Origin of the sequence: Pseudomonas sp. PsB (genome assembly GCF_043658375.1) — a bacterium.
Taxonomy (GTDB): Bacteria; Pseudomonadota; Gammaproteobacteria; order Pseudomonadales; family Pseudomonadaceae; genus Aquipseudomonas; species Aquipseudomonas putida_Z.
In genome coordinates this window covers 56,653-73,590 of the sequence record NZ_JBIGLU010000015.1, presented here as the reverse complement: position 1 = coordinate 73,590, position 16,938 = coordinate 56,653, and the positions used below count along the sequence as shown (strand labels likewise).

The following is a 16,938-nucleotide window of genomic DNA, read 5'->3' as shown; positions in this document are numbered from 1 at the left end:
CAGCCCATCGCGACACAAGGCCGCTCCTACAGGGATCTGGTAACGCTTGTAGGAGCGGCCTTGTGTCGCGATGGGCCGCAAAGCGGCCCCCCTACAATTAGGCGGTCGCTTCGAGGAAGTCCTGGGCGAAGCGTTGCAGCACCCCGCCAGCCTCGTAGATCGACACCTCCTCGGCGGTGTCCAGGCGGCAGGTCACCGGTACCTCCAGGCGCTCGCCGTTGGCGCGGGTAACCACCAGGGTCAGCGTCGCCCGCGGCGTACGCGCGCCCAGTACGTCATAGGTCTCGCTGCCATCCAGGCCGAGGGTCTTGCGGTCGGTGCCCGGCTTGAACTCCAGCGGCAGCACGCCCATGCCCACCAGGTTGGTACGGTGAATACGCTCGAAACCTTCGGCGACGATCGCCTCGACACCGGCCAGGCGCACACCCTTGGCCGCCCAGTCACGGGACGAACCCTGGCCGTAGTCGGCACCGGCGACGATGATCAACGGCTGCTTGCGATCCATGTAGGTCTCGATCGCCTCCCACATGCGGGTGACCTTGCCTTCCGGCTCGATACGCGCCAGCGAGCCCTGCTTCACGCTGCCGTCTTCCTTGCGCACCATTTCGTTGAACAGCTTGGGGTTGGCAAAGGTAGCGCGCTGGGCAGTCAGGTGGTCGCCACGGTGGGTAGCGTAGGAGTTGAAGTCCTCCTCCGGCAGGCCCATCTTCGCCAGGTACTCGCCGGCAGCGCTGTCGAGCATGATGGCGTTGGACGGCGACAGGTGGTCGGTGGTGATGTTGTCCGGCAGCACTGCCAGCGGGCGCATGCCGCGCAGGGTACGTTCACCGGCCAAGGCACCTTCCCAGTACGGCGGGCGGCGGATGTAAGTGCTCATCGGGCGCCAGTCGTACAGCGGCGCTACCTTCGGCCCACGGTCTTCCTCGATGGCGAACATCGGGATGTACACCTTGCGGAACTGCTCCGGCTTGACCGCAGCACGCACCACGGCGTCGATCTCTTCGTCGCTGGGCCAGATGTCCTTGAGGCGGATCTCCTTGCCATCGACCACGCCCAGCACATCCTTCTCGATGTCGAAGCGGATGGTACCGGCGATGGCGTAGGCCACCACCAGTGGCGGTGAGGCGAGGAAGGCCTGCTTGGCATACGGGTGGATACGCCCGTCGAAGTTGCGGTTGCCCGACAGCACGGCGGTGGCGTACAGGTCACGGTCGATGATTTCTTGCTGGATCACCGGGTCCAGGGCGCCGGACATGCCGTTGCAGGTGGTGCAGGCGAAGGCGACGATGCCAAAGCCGAGCTGTTCCAGCTCCTTCTCCAGCCCGGCCTCTTCCAGGTACAGCTGCACGGCCTTGGAGCCAGGCGCCAGCGACGACTTGACCCACGGCTTGCGGGCCAGGCCCAGCTTGTTGGCATTGCGCGCCAGCAGGCCTGCGGCAATCACGTTGCGCGGGTTGCTGGTGTTGGTGCAGCTGGTGATGGCCGCAATGATCACCGCGCCATCAGGCATCTGCCCTGGCACTTCTTCCCAACTGCCGGCGATGCCTTTGGCCGCCAGGTCGCTGGTGGCGACGCGGGCATGCGGGTTGGACGGGCCGGCCATGTTGCGCACCACGCTCGACAGGTCGAAGCTCAGGGTGCGCTCGTAGACTGCGCCGCCCAGGCTGTCGGCCCACAGGCCGGTGGCCTTGGCATAGGTTTCCACCAGCTTGACCTGCTGCTCTTCGCGGCCGGTCAGGCGCAGGTAGTCGATGGTCTGCTGGTCGATGGCGAACATCGCCGCAGTGGCGCCATATTCCGGGGCCATGTTGGAGATGGTGGCGCGGTCGCCCAGGGTCAGGGCACGGGCGCCCTCGCCGTGGAACTCCAGGTAGGCGCCGACGACTTTCTGCTTGCGCAGGAATTCGGTCAGGGCCAGCACCAGGTCGGTGGCGGTGATGTTCGGCGCCAGCTTGCCGGTCAGCTCGACGCCGACGATTTCCGGCAGGCGCATCCACGAGGCACGGCCGAGCATCACGTTCTCGGCTTCCAGGCCACCCACGCCGATGGCGATCACGCCCAGGGCGTCGACATGCGGGGTGTGGCTGTCGGTGCCGACGCAGGTGTCCGGGTAGGCCACGCCACGGTCGTTGTGGATCACCGGCGACATCTTCTCCAGGTTGATCTGGTGCATGATGCCGTTGCCCGGCTGGATCACGTCGACGTTCTTGAACGCCTTCTTGGTCCAGTTGATGAAGTGGAAGCGGTCTTCGTTGCGGCGGTCTTCGATGGCGCGGTTCTTTTCGAAGGCCTGCGGGTCGAAACCGCCGCACTCGACGGCCAGCGAGTGGTCGACGATCAGTTGCACCGGCACCACAGGGTTGACCTGGGCCGGGTCGCCGCCTTTGTCGGCAATGGCGTCACGCAGGCCGGCGAGGTCGACCAGTGCGGTCTGGCCGAGAATGTCGTGGCACACCACGCGGGCCGGGAACCACGGGAAGTCGAGGTCGCGCTTGCGCTCGATCAGCTGGCCCAGCGAGGCGTCGAGGGTAGCCGGGTCGCAGCGGCGCACCAGGTTTTCGGCAAGTACGCGAGAGGTGTAAGGCAGGCCATCGTAGGCGCCGGGCTTGATGGCCTCGACCGCCGCGCGGGCATCGAAGTAGTCCAGGTCGGTGCCTGGCAGGTGCTTGCGGAATGCAGTGTTCATATCGTTATCAGGCTCGGTCACGGTACGGTCGTGGATAGCTTTCTGGTTGCAGCCCTGTGTCAGCCGTTCCGGCCTCATCGCCGGCAAGCCGGCTCCCACAGGTATTGCACTGCTCCTGAGGCTGGTGCAGTCCCTGTGGGAGCCGGCTTGCCGGCGATGAGGCCGGAACAGGCCCCCACAGGTACGGCCTGTCAGCGCTGTTCGATCGGCACGAACTGGCGCTGCTCGACGCCGACATACTCGGCGCTCGGGCGGATGATGCGGTTGTTGGCGCGCTGTTCGAAGACGTGCGCCGCCCAGCCGGTCAGGCGCGAGCAGACGAAGATCGGGGTGAACAGCTTGGTCGGGATGCCCATGAAGTGGTACGCCGAGGCATGGTAGAAGTCGGCGTTGGGGAACAGGCGCTTCTGCTCCCACATGGTTTTGTCGATGGCTTCGGAAACCGGGTACAGCACCTTGTCACCCACTTCGTCGGCGAGCTGTTTCGACCAGCCCTTGATCACCTCGTTGCGCGGGTCGGACTCTTTGTAGATGGCATGGCCAAAGCCCATGATCTTGTCCTTGCGCTCGAGCATGCGCAGCAGCTCGGCAGTGGCTTCCTGCGGGCTCTGGAAGCGCTCGATCAGCTCCATCGCCGCCTCGTTGGCACCGCCATGCAGCGGGCCGCGCAGCGAACCGATGGCAGCGGTTACGCAGGAGTACAGGTCGGACAGGGTCGAGGCACAGACGCGGGCGGTGAAGGTCGAGGCGTTGAACTCGTGCTCGGCGTAGAGGATCAGCGACACGTTCATGACCTTGACGTGCAGCTCGCTCGGCTTCTTGCCGTGTAGCAGGTGCAGGAAGTGGCCACCGAGGGTGTCTTCGTCGCTGGTGCAGTCGATACGTACGCCGTCGTGGGTGAAGCGGTACCAGTAGCACATCACCGCCGGGAACAGCGCCAGCAGGCGGTCGGTCTTGTCACGCTGGGCCTCGAAGGTCAGTTCGGGCTCCAGGGTACCCAGCACCGAGCAACCTGTGCGCATCACGTCCATCGGGTGGGCGTCACGCGGGATGCGCTCGAGCACTTCCTTCAGGGCTTGCGGCAGGTCACGCAGGCCCTTGAGCTTGCGCTTGTAGTCGGCCAGTTCGGCTTTGCTCGGCAGTTCGCCGTACAGCAGCAGGTAGGCGACTTCTTCGAACTCGGCGCCCGCGGCCAGGTCACGCACGTCGTAACCACGGTAGGTCAGCCCGGCACCGGCCTGGCCCACGGTCGACAGCGCGGTCTGGCCGGCCACCTGGCCGCGCAGGCCTGCGCCACTGAGTACTTTTGCTTCGGCCATGGTGTTTCTCCTTTCTTGAACTTGTTATGGAAATCTAGCTGGCTAATCAGTTTTGCCTGTGCCGGCCTCTTCGCGGGCACGCCCGCTCCTACAGGGACTGCGCGGCACTCCAGGCCTGTGGGGTCCCTGTGGGAGCGGGCGCGCCCGCGAAGAGGCCAGCCGCTCCAATAAAAGCCTTCAGCCCTTCTTCTGGGCAAACAGCGCATCGAGGCTCTGCTCGAAGGCGTGGTAACCAATGGCATCGTAGAGCTCCATGCGGGTCTGCATGGTGTCGATCACGTTCTTCTGCGTGCCGTCGCGGCGCAGCGCGGTGTACACGTTCTCGGCCGCCTTGTTCATGGCGCGGAACGCCGACAGCGGGTACAGCACCAGCGACACGTCGACCGAGGCCAGCTCTTCGGTGGTGTACAGCGGCGTGGCGCCGAATTCGGTGATGTTGGCCAGGATCGGTGCCTTCACCCGGTCGGCGAAGGTCTTGTACATCTGCAGTTCGGTGATGGCTTCCGGGAAGATCATGTCGGCGCCGGCCTCGACGCAGGCAGCGGCGCGGTCCAGGGCGGCGTTCAGGCCCTCGACGGCCAAGGCATCGGTACGCGCCATGATCACGAAGCTGTCATCGGTACGGGCATCGACTGCGGCCTTGATGCGGTCGACCATTTCCTGCTGGCTGACGATTTCCTTGTTCGGGCGGTGGCCGCAGCGCTTGGCGCCGACCTGGTCCTCGATATGGATGGCGGCAGCGCCGAACTTGCTCATCGAGCGCACGGTACGGGCAACGTTGAAGGCAGAGGCGCCGAAGCCGGTGTCGACATCCACCAGCAGCGGCAGGTCGCACACGTCGGTGATGCGGCGCACGTCGGTGAGTACATCGTCCAGGCCGCTGATGCCCAGGTCCGGCAGGCCCAGCGAACCGGCGGCGACGCCGCCACCGGACAGGTAGATGGCCTTGAAGCCGGCGCGCTTGGCCAGCAGGGCATGGTTGGCGTTGATGGCGCCAACCACCTGCAGCGGATGTTCAGCGGCAACGGCGTCGCGGAAACGCTGACCGGGGGTGCTCTTCACAGTCATTTCTCACCTCGTGGGCTGTTGTTGTGGGCGTCCAGGTAGTGACGCTCGATATTGCGCTTGGACGCGCCGATGTGGCGGCGCATCAGGAGTTCGGCCAGCTCGCCGTCACGGTCGGCGATGGCATCGAGAATGCGGTGGTGTTCGGCAAAGGCCTGGCGTGGCCGGTTGGGCGTGGCGGAAAACTGGATGCGGTACATGCGCACCAGCTGGTACAGCTCGCCGCAGAGCATCTTGACCAGGGTCTGGTTACCGCTGCCCTGGATGATCCGGTAATGGAAATCGTAGTCGCCTTCCTGCTGGTAATAGCCCAGGCCGGCCTGGAACGCGGCATCGCGCTCGTGGGTGTCGAGCACCCGGCGCAGTTCGTCGATGTCGGCCTGGCTCATGCGTTCGGCGGCCAGGCGGCAGGCCATGCCTTCCAGCGATTCGCGAATTTCGTACAGCTCGATCAGTTCGGCGTGGTTGAGCGACACCACCCGCGCCCCCACATGCGGCACGCGCACCAGCAGGCGCTGGCCTTCGAGGCGGTGAATGGCCTCGCGCAGCGGCCCGCGGCTGATGCCGTAGGTACGCGCCAGCTCCGGCTCGGAAATCTTGCTGCCGGGGGCGATATCGCCCTTGACGATGGCCGCCTGGATGCGCCGGAAGACGTTTTCGGACAAGGTTTCCGTTTCGTCTGCCAGCACCGGGCTGGGGGTGGATAGGTCCTGCATATTGTCGACACCTTGCAAATCTCTTTGCCGGAAATTAGCTAATTCGATCGCAGCAGTCAAAGACAAAATGAATATTGTCGACAATCGTCTAAGAGCGAACTAATGCCAGCCCGGTGCTGTCAGAACGCGCACCGCTGGCGTCAAGGCGCCGGCGTGATAGAATGCCGCGCCTCCGATGGAGTATGGATAGCCTGTCTGTCATCCATTCATGCTGTTGACAGATGAACGAGGAAGCTTGCGCAGTCGCTGCCAGTCGCCTTGCCCTGAACACGGCTCTGAACATGGCTTTGAAAACAGCCCCGAACCTTGCACTGCACCGCGCCAGGAATATGAGACTTACACCCGCATTATTGCTGCTCTGCCTCACCCTGCTGCCGGCCCTTGGCCAGGCCGCAGGCAAGACCGTGTACGGTCTCAACGAATATGCACGCCTGGGCGACCTGGACCTGGAAGTGGCCGCCAAGCTCGACACCGGCGCCAAGACCGCGTCGCTCAGCGCCCGCGACATCAAGCGTTTCAAGCGCAACGGCGAAAGCTGGGTGCGCTTCTACCTGGCCATCGACGCCGCCCATTCGCACCCCATCGAACGCCCGCTGGCACGCGTAAGCAAGATCAAGCGCCGGGCCGGCGACTATGATGCTGAATCGGGCAAGGCCTACACCGCGCGCCCGGTCATCGAACTTGAAATCTGCATGGGCCAGGCCATGCGCACCATCGAAGTCAACCTCACCGACCGCAGCGCCTTCCAGTTCCCGCTGCTGATCGGCTCCGAGGCGCTCAAGCACTTCGACGCGCTGGTCGACCCAAGCCTTAAATACGCGGCCGGCAAACCTGCCTGTGCCACCGACGCTCCCAAAGCAGAGTAATCCCGATGCGCTCTCTTACCCTCCATCTGAAAGTCCTGATCACCGTGCTGGTGCTGTTGGGCGTGGCGGTCACGGCTTATCAGATCTTCGTACTCGGCATCCCGGTAACCGAGGATGAAACCGACGACCTGTGGAACATCGACGCCAAGGTCGAGTTCGTGGCCAGCACCAAGGACCCGGTCAAGGTGCAGATGTTCGTGCCACCGCTGAACCGCGACTACGTCAGCCTCAACGAGAGCTTCATCTCCAACAACTACGGGGTGAGCGTCAACCGTGCCGACGGCAACCGCAAGGTCACCTGGTCGGCCCGCCGCGCCAGCGGCAACCAGACCCTCTACTACCGCCTGGTGCTGACCAAGCGCTACAGCAACGAGAAGACCACGGTCAAAGGCCCGACCTTCCGTGACAGCCTGGCAGTGGAAGGCCCCGAGAAGATCGCCGCCGAGGCCCTGATGGCGCCGATCCGCCAGCACTCGGCCGACGTCGAGACCTTCGTCAGCGAGACCATCAAGCGGGTCAACAACCTCAACGACGACAACGTCAAGCTGCTGCTGGCCGGCGACACAACGGCCATGAAGAAGGCCCAGGTCATCGACCTGCTGCTGTCGATCGCCCACGTACCGATGGAGAAGGTGCACACCATCCGCCTGGTGGCCGACACCCCGCAAACCCCGGAACTGTGGCTGCGCAGCTTCAACGGCACCGACTGGCTGTACTTCAACCCGGACACCGGCGAGCAGGGCCTGCCCAGCGATCGCCTGCTGTGGTGGACCGGTGACGACAACCTGATCACCGTCGATGGCGGCAAGAAGGCCAACGTTACCTTCAGCATGAACAACAGCGAGATGAACGCCATCCGCCTGGCCAAGCTGACCGACGAAAATACCGACGCCGACTTCCTCGAATATTCGCTGTACGGCCTGCCGCTGCAGACCCAGCAAACCTTCATGATCATGGTGATGATCCCGATCGGTGTGCTGGTGATCCTGGTGCTGCGCAACCTGGTCGGCCTGCAGACCCTGGGTACCTTCACCCCGGTACTGATCGCCCTGGCCTTCCGCGAGACCCAGCTTGGCTTCGGTATAGTGCTGTTCACGGTAATCACCGCCCTGGGCCTGTCGCTGCGCTCGTACCTGGAACACCTGAAGTTGCAGATGCTGCCACGCCTGTCGGTGGTACTGACCTTCGTCGTGGTACTGATTGCCGCCATCAGCCTGTTCAGCCACAAGCTGGGCCTGGAGCGCGGGCTGTCGGTAGCGCTGTTCCCGATGGTGATCCTGACCATGACCATCGAGCGCCTGTCCATCACCTGGGAAGAGCGTGGCGGCGGCCATGCCATGAAAGTGGCCATCGGCACCCTGTTCGCCGCTTCCCTGGCGCACCTGTTGATGATGGTGCCGGAGCTGGTGTACTTCGTGTTCACCTTCCCGGCCGTGCTGCTGATCCTGGTGGGCTTCATGCTGGCGATGGGTCGCTACCGCGGCTACCGCCTGACCGAGCTCGTACGCTTCAAGGCATTCCTGAAGAAGGCTGACGCCTGATGTTTGGCCTGATCAAGACGTGGAAAGCCCTGGAGGCCCGGGGCATCATGGGTATCAACCGGCGCAACGCGGACTACGTGTTGAAGTACAACAAGCGCCACCTGTACCCGATCGTCGACGACAAGATCATCACCAAGGAGCGCGCCCTGGCGGCCGGCATCCATGTGCCGGAAATGTACGGCATCATCGAGACCGAGAAAGAGATCGAGAAGCTCCACCAGATCATTGGTGGGCGCAGCGATTTCGTCATCAAGCCGGCGCAGGGCGCCGGTGGTGACGGCATCCTGGTGATCGCCGACCGCTTCGAGGACCGCTACCGCACGGTGTCCGGCAAGATCATCAGCCACGAGGAAATCGAGCACCAGATCTCGAGCATCCTCACCGGCCTGTACTCGCTGGGCGGGCACCGCGACCGTGCGCTGATTGAGTACCGGGTCACCCCCGACCAGATCTTCAAGAGCATCAGCTACGAAGGTGTGCCGGACATCCGCATCATCGTGCTGATGGGCTACCCGGTGATGGCCATGCTGCGCCTGCCGACCCGCCAGTCCGGCGGCAAGGCCAACCTGCACCAGGGCGCCATCGGCGTGGGTGTCGACCTGGCCACCGGCGTGACCTTGCGCGGCACCTGGCTGAACAACATCATCAGCAAGCACCCGGACACCACCAACGCGGTGGATGGCGTGCAACTGCCGAACTGGGACGGCTTCATGAAGCTGGCCGCCGGCTGCTACGAGCTGTGCGGCCTGGGCTACATCGGTGTCGACATGGTGCTGGACCAGGACAAGGGGCCGCTGATTCTCGAGCTCAACGCCCGCCCCGGCCTGAACATCCAGATCGCCAACGACTGCGGCCTGACCCAGCGCACCCACGCCATCGAGGCGCACCTGGAAGCGCTGGCCAAGGATGGCATCAGCGAAGATGCCGAACAGCGCGTGCGGGTATCGCAAGGCTTGTTCGGGCACGTGCATCCGCGCTGAAATCGCCAAGGGCCGCCTTGCGGCCCATTCGCAGCACAAGGCTGCTCCTACAGGATATCGCGTGATCCTGTAGGAGCAGCCTTGTGCTGCGAATGGGCCCCAAGGGCGAAACCCAGTGCTTGAATGTCGCCACAAAGCTAGGCGCATTTCCTGCACAGGTCTACAATCGCCCTCCTCGCTTTTACATCGCCGTCCACACTGATGCCGACCTGTACGCTCCACCCCCTGCCCTACCAGCCCGACCCTGCCGCCTATTTCGCCCGCCTGCGCCAGGCCCCCGGTGCGATCCTGCTGGACAGCGCCCGCCCCGGCGCCGAACGCGGGCGCTTCGACCTGCTCAGCGCCTGGCCGCTGCAACACCTGCAAGCGCAGCCCGACGAAGATGGCCGCACCTTCCTCCAGCGCCTGCGCGCCGGCCTGGCACGACTGGGCCATGCGCAGTTGCCCGCAGGCAGCGAGCTGCCGTTCGCTGGCGGCCTGATCGGCTACCTGAGCTATGACTTCGGCCGCCGCCTGGAACACCTGCCCAGCCTGGCCGTGGACGACCTTGGCCTGCCGGACGCGCAATTGGGGCTGTATGCCTGGGCGATGGTGACCGACCACCAGTGCGCGACCAGCCAACTGGTGTTCCACCCGAGCCTGCCCGGCAGCGAACGGGAACGCCTGACCGCCCTGTTCGAAGGTGTCGACAACGCGGAAAGCGGCAGCTTCCAGCTACTCGCGCCGATGGCCGGCGACCTGCAGCCCGAGCAGTACAAGGCCGCCTTTGACCAGGTGCAGCACTACATCCAGGCCGGCGACTGCTACCAGATCAACCTTACCCAGCGCTTCCGCGCGCCCTGCCAGGGCGACCCGTGGCACGCTTACCAGGCCCTGCGCAAAGCCTGCCCCACCCCCTTCTCCGGCTACCAGCAACTGGCCGACGGCAGCGCCCTGTTGAGCTTTTCGCCCGAGCGCTTCATCCGCGTCAGCCAGCGCCAGGTGGAAACCCGGCCGATCAAGGGCACCCGCCCGCGCGCCAGCAACCCGGCAGAAGACCTGCGCAATGCCGAGGAGCTGCTGCACAGCCCCAAGGATCGCTCGGAAAACCTGATGATCGTCGACCTGCTGCGCAACGACCTGGGGCGTACCTGCGAGATCGGCTCGGTGAAGGTGCCCGAGCTGTTCAGCCTGGAGAGCTACCCCAACGTGCACCACTTGGTCAGCAGCATCACCGGCCAGCTGGCCAGCGATAAAGACGCCCTGGACCTGATCGGCGACAGCTTCCCGGGCGGCTCGATCACCGGCGCGCCGAAGATCCGCGCCATGCAGATCATCGACGAACTGGAGCCGGCACGCCGGGCGCTGTACTGCGGCTCACTGCTCTACGTGGATGTGCGCGGCGAGATGGACAGCTCGATTGCCATTCGCAGCCTGCTGGTCAAGGGTGGACAGGTCAGCTGCTGGGGCGGCGGCGCGGTGGTGGCCGACTCCGAGTGGCAGGCCGAATATGAAGAGTCGATTGCCAAGGTGCGGGTGTTGATGGAGACCTTGCAGGGCTTGTGATCGGCGGCGCCTGCTTCGCGGGCTCGCCCGCTCCCACAACTAACAGATGTGCGCTGTACCTGTGGGAGCGGGCGTGCCCGCAAAGCAGGCTCCACCGACTCCAAGCCCGCCTACCCCGCCATTTTTTGTTACCATCACCTCACTACGAGCGCACAGCGCCACAGCCACGATGGAAACCGCCTGATGAGCCAACCCTTCGACGTCGCCGCACTGGCCGCGACCTATGCCAACAAGTCCCCGCAGGACATCCTCAAGCTTGCCTTCGAGCACTTCGGTGATGACCTGTGGATCTCCTTCAGCGGCGCCGAGGATGTGGTGCTGGTGGACATGGCCTGGAAGCTGAACAAGCAGGTCAAGGTGTTCAGTCTCGACACCGGCCGCCTGCACCCGGAGACCTACCGGTTCATCGACCAGGTCCGCGAGCAGTACAACCTGCCGATCGAGATCCTCAGCCCCGACCGCGCCAAGCTCGACCCGTTCGTCAAGGAAAAGGGCCTGTTCAGCTTCTACAAGGACGGCCACGGCGAGTGCTGCGGTATCCGCAAGATCGAGCCGCTGCGTCGCAAGCTGGCCACCGTGAGCGCCTGGGCCACCGGCCAGCGCCGCGACCAGAGCCCGGGCACCCGCAGCCAGGTGGCGGCAGTGGAAATCGACAGCGCCTTCTCCACTCCCGAGCGCACCCTGTACAAGTTCAACCCACTGGCACAGATGACCAGCGAGGAAGTGTGGGGTTATATCCGCATGCTGGAGCTGCCGTACAACAGCCTGCACGAGCGCGGCTTCATCAGCATCGGCTGCGAGCCCTGCACCCGCCCGGTGCTGCCAAACCAGCATGAGCGCGAAGGGCGTTGGTGGTGGGAAGAGTCGACGCAGAAGGAATGCGGGTTGCACGCGGGCAACCTGATCAGCAAGGCATAACACAGCTGGGGCCGCTTCGCGCCCCAATCGCCGGCAAGCCAGCTCCCACAGGAACATCACAAGCCTTCAGGCAACGGTAATCCTGTGGGAGCTGGCTTGCCGGCGATTGGGCCGCAAAGCGGCCCCCTGCAATTCTAGATCAGTGCACCGGCAGCTCGACGCCTTCGAACAGGTCTTCCAGCTCCTGCTTGTTGTGGCACTGGATGGCCTTGGCCATCACTTCACGGGTCAGGTGCGGTGCGAACTTCTCGATGAAGTCGCACATGAAGCCACGCAGGAAGGTGCCGCGGCGGAAGCCGATCTTGGTGATGCTGGCTTCGAACAGTTCGCTGGCATCCAAGGCCACCAGGTCGCTGTCGAGCTTGGTGTCCACCGCCATCTTGGCGACGATCCCAACGCCCAGCCCCAGGCGCACATAGGTCTTGATCACGTCGGCGTCAGCCGCGGTAAACACTACTTTCGGCGTAAGGCCGCGGTGGTTGAACGCTTCGTCCAGCTTCGAACGGCCGGTGAAACCGAACACGTAGGTAACGATCGGGTATTCGGCGACCGCTTCCAGAGTAAGCTTCGGCAGCTTGGTCAACGGATGGCCCTGCGGCACCACCACGCAGCGGTTCCACTTGTAGCACGGCATCATGATCAGGTCGCCGAACAGCTCCAGCGCCTCGGTGGCGATGGCGAAGTCGACCGTACCGTCCGCGGCCATCTCGGCAATTTGCATGGGCGAACCCTGGTGCATGTGCAAGGACACTTCCGGGTACTGCTTGATGAAGTTGCTGATCACCGGCGGCAAGGCATAACGCGCCTGGGTGTGGGTGGTGGCGATGGACAGCGTGCCCTTCTTCTCGTTGGAAAACTCCTGGGCAATCTGCTTGATGCTTTCGACCTTGCGCAGGATTTCGCCGGCGGTATTGATGATGCGCTCACCGGCCGGGGTAACGCGGGTCAGGTGCTTGCCGCTGCGGGCAAAGACTTCAACACCCAGCTCATCCTCGAGCAGGCGGATCTGCTTGCTGATACCTGGCTGGGAGGTATACAGGCTCTGCGCCGTCGCGGAGACGTTGAGGTCATGGTGCGCCACTTCCCAGATGTAGCGCAGTTGTTGAAGCTTCATAGGTTCCCCTCGGTTCAGCGATGAGTCCGCGGCAGCAGGCAGCGACGATATATAACTATATTAGTGGTTCTGGAAATAAATCTAGAACTATTTTGTTACATACCCCCGGAAATGGCCTACGGCCATCTTCATGCTTTCCTACGCCCCAAATGCTGCGCCAGCGGCACCATGTACACCGGTACCGGCGACAGCTGCAGCAGCCGTACCGCCGTGCGCCCCAATGGCACATCCACGCCGGCGCCAGCACTGTGGCTACCGAAAATCAGCAGGTCGACGCTCAGCCGCTGCGCCTGGTCGAGGATCACCTGCGCCGGGTCGCCCTGGCGTACTCGCACCGCCTTGATCACCGCCAGGTCGGCCTCCTCGCCCAGTTCGTCGCGAAAGTTTTCCAGCACACGCTGCTCGATATTGGCCATCACCGTGTTCACCCCCTGGCTGTGCAGCTGGTCGAGCGTCTGCTCATCGAGGTAGCTTTGCAGGAGAGATTCAGCGAACTGGCCCATGGGCTCTACCGCATGGATCACATACAACTCGGCGCCGAATGTGCGCGCCAGCGCCAGCGCGTGTTGCATGACAAAAGGGGCGTAGACACCGAGGTCGGTGGCGTACAGCATGGAGTGGATCATTCGACCTCCTTGACTGCCGCTGCGGCAGAGCAAGCTTCAGCTTAGCAGCGCGCCGGACGCACGCTTTGCCGTCCGGCGCGCTGCTGGTGCGGGCTGGAGGGCCCCGGCGGGGCCAGAGCCACCCTCAGCGGGGCTGTTCGCCCCGGTCGATGAACGCCAGCGCCTGGTACAGCATCTCCATGCACGGCAAGCGGCAGCCTGCCGCACGCGCCTGTGCCAACGGCTCGGCATAGATGGCCTGCAGCTCCAGCGGGCGCTTGTGGACATGGTCGTGGTACATGCTGGGCCAGTAGTCGGGCATGCGCTCGGTCACCTGGAACAGGTGCTCGGCATACCCCTCGGGCAACACATGGCCACACGCCGCCGCACCCTGCACCACCTCGGCCATCAAGGCCTGGATCAGGGCGCGGCCATGGCTGTCGGCCATCAGCGGCGTGGTGCTGGCGCCGAGCAGCACCGACAGGCCGTTGTAGGGCACGTTCCACACCAGCTTCTGCCAGCGTGCCTGGGCCAGGTCGGGCATGGCCTGCGAGTCGATGCCCGCAGCCCGGAACAGCTCCGCGCCCTCATTGACCAGCGCGGCACCACCATCGTTGGCCGGCCCGCTGTGGTAGCCGAGGTTGACCGCGCCCAGGGCCTGGTGGCGGATCACGCCGGGCGCCTGGCGGTTGACGCAGATAAAACACAGGCCGCCGAGCAGGTGCATGTCGCTACGCAAGGCCGGGCGCAACTGCTCCTCCACGCCCAGGCCGTTCTGCAACAGCACCACCTTGGCGCCCGGTGCGGCCGCCTGCACGATCAGCGGCGCCAACTGGTCATTGCTGGTGGCCTTGGCCCCCACCAGCAGCCAGTCGCAGGGCGGCATGTCGGCGGCACTGGCATAGGCCTGCACCTCTATCTGCAAGTTGCCATGCACGGCACTGTCCAGGGTCAACCCCTGCTCGCGGACAACCTCGTACTCGCTGCGCAACAGGAAATGCACATCGAAGCCGGCCCGGGCCAGCATCAACCCATAGAAGCCGCCGATGGCGCCACTGCCGATGATGCCGATACGTGGTGTGTGCGGATGCATGCCGATCTCCAGGTAAAAGTCAGCCCTCTTTTTACACAGGTTGCGCAGCGCTGGGCAGCCCATGCACGGCAAACACCTGCCATCTCGGAAAAACCCCACACGGACGGGGCCCAGCCCATTGTCGCGCCACCTGTAACGCGCTAAGGTTCGGCTCCCCGCTGCGATTATTCTTGCTGCTGGGCCGCACGGGGATAGTTGGCGGCCGGCACCCGTGACCTGACGAGTAACACGATGGCTGATTTACCGATCGATGACTTGAACGTTGCCTCCAACGAGACCCTGATCACCCCCGATCAGCTCAAGAAGGAAATCCCCCTCAGCGCCAAGGCCCTGCAGACCGTGACTGCCGGCCGTGAAGTGGTGCGCAATATTCTCGACGGCAAGGACCATCGCCTGTTCGTCGTGGTCGGCCCTTGCTCGATCCACGACATCAAGGCCGCCCACGAGTACGCCGAGCGCCTGAAAGTGCTGGCCGAGGAAGTGTCCGACACGCTGTACCTGGTCATGCGCGTGTATTTCGAAAAACCGCGCACCACCGTCGGCTGGAAAGGCCTGATCAACGACCCGTACCTGGATGACTCGTTCAAGATCCAGGATGGCCTGCACATCGGCCGCAAGCTGCTGCTGGACCTGGCCGAAATGGGCCTGCCGACCGCCACCGAAGCGCTCGACCCGATTTCTCCGCAGTACCTGCAGGACCTGATCAGCTGGTCGGCCATCGGCGCCCGCACCACCGAATCGCAGACCCACCGCGAGATGGCTTCGGGCCTGTCCTCGGCAGTCGGCTTCAAGAACGGCACCGACGGCGGCCTGACCGTTGCCATCAACGCCCTGCAGTCGGTGTCCAAGCCGCACCGCTTCCTCGGCATCAACCAGGAAGGCGGCGTGTCGATCGTCACCACCAAGGGCAACCCGTACGGCCACGTGGTACTGCGCGGCGGCAACGGCAAGCCGAACTACGATTCGGTCAGCGTCGCCCTCTGCGAGCAGGACCTGGCCAAGGCCAAGATCAAGGCCAACATCATGGTCGATTGCAGCCACGCCAACTCCAACAAGGACCCGGCCCTGCAACCGCTGGTGATGGAGAACGTCGCCAACCAGATCCTCGAAGGCAACCAGTCGATCATCGGCCTGATGGTCGAGAGCCACCTGAACTGGGGCTGCCAGTCGATTCCGAAGAACCTGGACGAACTGCAGTACGGCGTGTCGATCACCGATGCCTGCATCGACTGGTCGGCTACCGAGAAGACCCTGCGCAGCATGCGCGCCAAGCTTAAGGATGTGCTGCCGCAGCGTAAGCGCGGCTGATGCAATAAAAGGCGGGGCCGCTTCGCGCCCCATCGCCGGCAAGCCGGCTCCCACACGTACGGCGAAACGCTTTAAATGTGGGAGCTGGCTTGCCGGCGATGGGGCTCGAAGCGGCCCCGCTTTTTTTTACAGAATCAGACCTTGCTCGAATGCCGCTGCTGGCGCTCCATGTAGCGCTCCACGTACGAGCAGGACGGAATCACCGTGTAGCCCATCTGTTCAGCGTACTCCAGGGCCCGTTCGGTCAGGGCGGCAGCAATCCCGCGGCCACGCAGGGCGTTGGGTACGAAGGTGCGATAGATGTCCAGCGTCTGCTTGCCCAGGTCCATGTACGTCAGATAGGCACGATGACCGTCCACGTTGGTCTCGAACTGATGACCGGCCTGGTCATGGTGGATGGTCAGCGCTTCGCTCATCACTACTCCTCGCAGGTCTTCTCGGCAGACCCATACCTTAACCGATGGTGGTTTATCCGGCACAGAATCCTCTATGCCACCTGTTGCCCCCTTCGACCACTGGACGATTGCAATCGTTCGGATCCTCTGGCACTCACAAGATAGTAGGCGCCGCAGGCGGGATTGCTCAAGGTGGTGGCGGTTAAAAATGGCGAAAATGCAGCCAGATGCCATTCTTGGCAACGCGCCAGGCAGCCACCGGATGTACTAGGGCTTAAGACGCCGAAGGACAGTTAAAGTCACCCTTAGTTCAACAAAAAAGTTCCTGTACTACAGTCGCTTGCGAACCCTGTACGTTTTTTTCACAGGCGTGTCGCAAATCTTGTCGGAAAGGCGTCAAGCAACATTTTTTTTGCAGTTCTTGCGCTTAGTCAGTTTACTTACTACAAGTAATGGGTACTATGTACGCCGGCCAGTTTCTCTTTTCCGAGAGATGGCTATTTAATAGAAAGTCCTTGAAGGGGAACACGATGAACAACGTTCTGAAATTCTCTGCTCTGGCTCTGGCCGCAGTTCTGGCTACCGGTTGCAGCAGCGTATCCAAAGAAACCGAAGCTCGTCTGACTGCGACTGAAGACGCAGCAGCTCGCGCTCAAGCTCGTGCAGACGAAGCCTACCGTAAGGCTGACGACGCACTGGCAGCCGCTCAGAAGGCTCAGCAGACCGCTGACGAAGCCAACGAGCGCGCTCTGCGTATGCTGGACAAAGCCAGCCGCAAGTAATAATC

At 63.6% G+C, this 16,938-nt stretch carries 15 protein-coding genes; 7 read left to right on the top strand and 8 right to left on the bottom strand.

Going from position 1 to position 16,938, the window contains the following annotated elements:
* Window positions 1–97: 97 nt before the first annotated feature.
* The 4 genes from acnD to ACGLHT_RS18255 all read right to left on the bottom strand — a co-directional run bounded on the left by acnD (window position 98) and on the right by ACGLHT_RS18255 (window position 5,786).
* Complete coding sequence (gene acnD / locus ACGLHT_RS18270; protein ID WP_025338440.1) at window positions 98–2,686, bottom strand: Fe/S-dependent 2-methylisocitrate dehydratase AcnD; 2,589 nt, start codon at window positions 2,684–2,686, stop codon at window positions 98–100.
* A 191-nt stretch (window positions 2,687–2,877) separates the two neighbouring features.
* Window positions 2,878–4,005, bottom strand: a complete 1,128-nt coding sequence (gene prpC / locus ACGLHT_RS18265) for a 2-methylcitrate synthase (RefSeq protein WP_013971911.1) — start codon at window positions 4,003–4,005, stop codon at window positions 2,878–2,880.
* A gap of 177 nt (window positions 4,006–4,182) precedes the next feature.
* Window positions 4,183–5,073: a methylisocitrate lyase gene (prpB, locus tag ACGLHT_RS18260; RefSeq protein WP_003259689.1), complete on the bottom strand. Its 891-nt coding sequence runs from the start codon at window positions 5,071–5,073 to the stop codon at window positions 4,183–4,185.
* Complete coding sequence (locus tag ACGLHT_RS18255) at window positions 5,070–5,786, bottom strand: GntR family transcriptional regulator (RefSeq protein ID WP_025338439.1); 717 nt, start codon at window positions 5,784–5,786, stop codon at window positions 5,070–5,072. The genes prpB and ACGLHT_RS18255 overlap by 4 nt, the downstream gene beginning before the upstream one ends.
* Before the next feature lie 329 nt (window positions 5,787–6,115).
* Between ACGLHT_RS18255 and ACGLHT_RS18250 the strand changes: the two genes are divergently transcribed.
* The 5 genes from ACGLHT_RS18250 (at window position 6,116) to ACGLHT_RS18230 (ending at window position 11,636) form a co-directional block, all read left to right on the top strand.
* Window positions 6,116–6,652 carry an ATP-dependent zinc protease gene (locus ACGLHT_RS18250; protein ID WP_025338438.1) on the top strand — a complete coding sequence of 179 codons (537 nt, stop codon included), beginning with the start codon at window positions 6,116–6,118 and terminating at the stop codon, window positions 6,650–6,652.
* 5 nt (window positions 6,653–6,657) lie between these two features.
* Window positions 6,658–8,193, top strand: a complete 1,536-nt coding sequence (locus tag ACGLHT_RS18245; protein ID WP_025338437.1) for an inactive transglutaminase family protein — start codon at window positions 6,658–6,660, stop codon at window positions 8,191–8,193.
* Window positions 8,193–9,173, top strand: coding sequence for an alpha-L-glutamate ligase-like protein (locus tag ACGLHT_RS18240; protein ID WP_025338436.1), 981 nt, complete (start codon window positions 8,193–8,195; stop codon window positions 9,171–9,173). Before ACGLHT_RS18245 ends, ACGLHT_RS18240 begins: the two co-directional genes overlap by 1 nt.
* Window positions 9,174–9,374: 201 nt before the next feature.
* On the top strand, window positions 9,375–10,718 hold the full coding sequence (gene pabB / locus ACGLHT_RS18235; protein WP_137163468.1) for an aminodeoxychorismate synthase component I: 1,344 nt from the start codon (window positions 9,375–9,377) through the stop codon (window positions 10,716–10,718).
* 183 nt (window positions 10,719–10,901) lie between these two features.
* On the top strand, window positions 10,902–11,636 hold the full coding sequence (locus ACGLHT_RS18230; protein ID WP_015269712.1) for a phosphoadenylyl-sulfate reductase: 735 nt from the start codon (window positions 10,902–10,904) through the stop codon (window positions 11,634–11,636).
* A gap of 139 nt (window positions 11,637–11,775) precedes the next feature.
* Here the strand turns inward: ACGLHT_RS18230 and cysB are convergent, their stop codons facing one another.
* The 3 genes from cysB to ACGLHT_RS18215 all read right to left on the bottom strand — a co-directional run bounded on the left by cysB (window position 11,776) and on the right by ACGLHT_RS18215 (window position 14,448).
* Complete coding sequence (gene cysB / locus ACGLHT_RS18225; RefSeq protein ID WP_013971904.1) at window positions 11,776–12,750, bottom strand: HTH-type transcriptional regulator CysB; 975 nt, start codon at window positions 12,748–12,750, stop codon at window positions 11,776–11,778.
* A gap of 128 nt (window positions 12,751–12,878) precedes the next feature.
* Window positions 12,879–13,376 carry a universal stress protein gene (locus ACGLHT_RS18220; protein WP_015269711.1) on the bottom strand — a complete coding sequence of 166 codons (498 nt, stop codon included), beginning with the start codon at window positions 13,374–13,376 and terminating at the stop codon, window positions 12,879–12,881.
* A gap of 124 nt (window positions 13,377–13,500) precedes the next feature.
* Window positions 13,501–14,448 (bottom strand): putative 2-dehydropantoate 2-reductase, encoded by a 948-nt coding sequence (locus ACGLHT_RS18215; protein ID WP_274120479.1) that lies wholly within the window; start codon window positions 14,446–14,448, stop codon window positions 13,501–13,503.
* Window positions 14,449–14,679: 231 nt separating this feature from the next.
* Here ACGLHT_RS18215 and ACGLHT_RS18210 point away from each other — a divergent pair, with 231 nt between their 5' ends.
* Window positions 14,680–15,756, top strand: coding sequence for a 3-deoxy-7-phosphoheptulonate synthase (locus tag ACGLHT_RS18210; RefSeq protein ID WP_013971901.1), 1,077 nt, complete (start codon window positions 14,680–14,682; stop codon window positions 15,754–15,756).
* Between the two features lie 134 nt (window positions 15,757–15,890).
* On the opposite strand, the gene ACGLHT_RS18205 is transcribed toward ACGLHT_RS18210, so the two are convergent.
* Window positions 15,891–16,172: a GNAT family N-acetyltransferase gene (locus ACGLHT_RS18205; RefSeq protein WP_025338432.1), complete on the bottom strand. Its 282-nt coding sequence runs from the start codon at window positions 16,170–16,172 to the stop codon at window positions 15,891–15,893.
* 509 nt (window positions 16,173–16,681) lie between these two features.
* Here ACGLHT_RS18205 and oprI point away from each other — a divergent pair.
* The gene (oprI, locus tag ACGLHT_RS18200; RefSeq protein WP_003259780.1) at window positions 16,682–16,933 is read left to right on the top strand and encodes an outer membrane lipoprotei OprI; all 252 of its coding nucleotides are present in this window, start codon (window positions 16,682–16,684) and stop codon (window positions 16,931–16,933) included.
* Window positions 16,934–16,938 lie beyond the last annotated feature (5 nt).

Excerpts from the sequence above, each read along its gene's own strand:
- ACGLHT_RS18250 (WP_025338438.1), top strand. The coding sequence starts at position 6,116 with ATGAGACTTACACCCGCATTATTGCTGCTCTGCCTCACCCTGCTGCCG.
- ACGLHT_RS18240 (WP_025338436.1), top strand. The coding sequence starts at position 8,193 with ATGTTTGGCCTGATCAAGACGTGGAAAGCCCTGGAGGCCCGGGGCATC.
- ACGLHT_RS18255 (WP_025338439.1), bottom strand. The coding sequence starts at position 5,786 with ATGCAGGACCTATCCACCCCCAGCCCGGTGCTGGCAGACGAAACGGAA.
- ACGLHT_RS18205 (WP_025338432.1), bottom strand. The coding sequence starts at position 16,172 with ATGAGCGAAGCGCTGACCATCCACCATGACCAGGCCGGTCATCAGTTC.
- oprI (WP_003259780.1), top strand. The coding sequence starts at position 16,682 with ATGAACAACGTTCTGAAATTCTCTGCTCTGGCTCTGGCCGCAGTTCTG.
- ACGLHT_RS18230 (WP_015269712.1), top strand. The coding sequence starts at position 10,902 with ATGAGCCAACCCTTCGACGTCGCCGCACTGGCCGCGACCTATGCCAAC.
- ACGLHT_RS18220 (WP_015269711.1), bottom strand. The coding sequence starts at position 13,376 with ATGATCCACTCCATGCTGTACGCCACCGACCTCGGTGTCTACGCCCCT.
- acnD (WP_025338440.1), bottom strand. The coding sequence starts at position 2,686 with ATGAACACTGCATTCCGCAAGCACCTGCCAGGCACCGACCTGGACTAC.
- ACGLHT_RS18210 (WP_013971901.1), top strand. The coding sequence starts at position 14,680 with ATGGCTGATTTACCGATCGATGACTTGAACGTTGCCTCCAACGAGACC.
- ACGLHT_RS18215 (WP_274120479.1), bottom strand. The coding sequence starts at position 14,448 with ATGCATCCGCACACACCACGTATCGGCATCATCGGCAGTGGCGCCATC.
- cysB (WP_013971904.1), bottom strand. The coding sequence starts at position 12,750 with ATGAAGCTTCAACAACTGCGCTACATCTGGGAAGTGGCGCACCATGAC.
- prpB (WP_003259689.1), bottom strand. The coding sequence starts at position 5,073 with ATGACTGTGAAGAGCACCCCCGGTCAGCGTTTCCGCGACGCCGTTGCC.
- pabB (WP_137163468.1), top strand. The coding sequence starts at position 9,375 with ATGCCGACCTGTACGCTCCACCCCCTGCCCTACCAGCCCGACCCTGCC.
- ACGLHT_RS18245 (WP_025338437.1), top strand. The coding sequence starts at position 6,658 with ATGCGCTCTCTTACCCTCCATCTGAAAGTCCTGATCACCGTGCTGGTG.
- prpC (WP_013971911.1), bottom strand. The coding sequence starts at position 4,005 with ATGGCCGAAGCAAAAGTACTCAGTGGCGCAGGCCTGCGCGGCCAGGTG.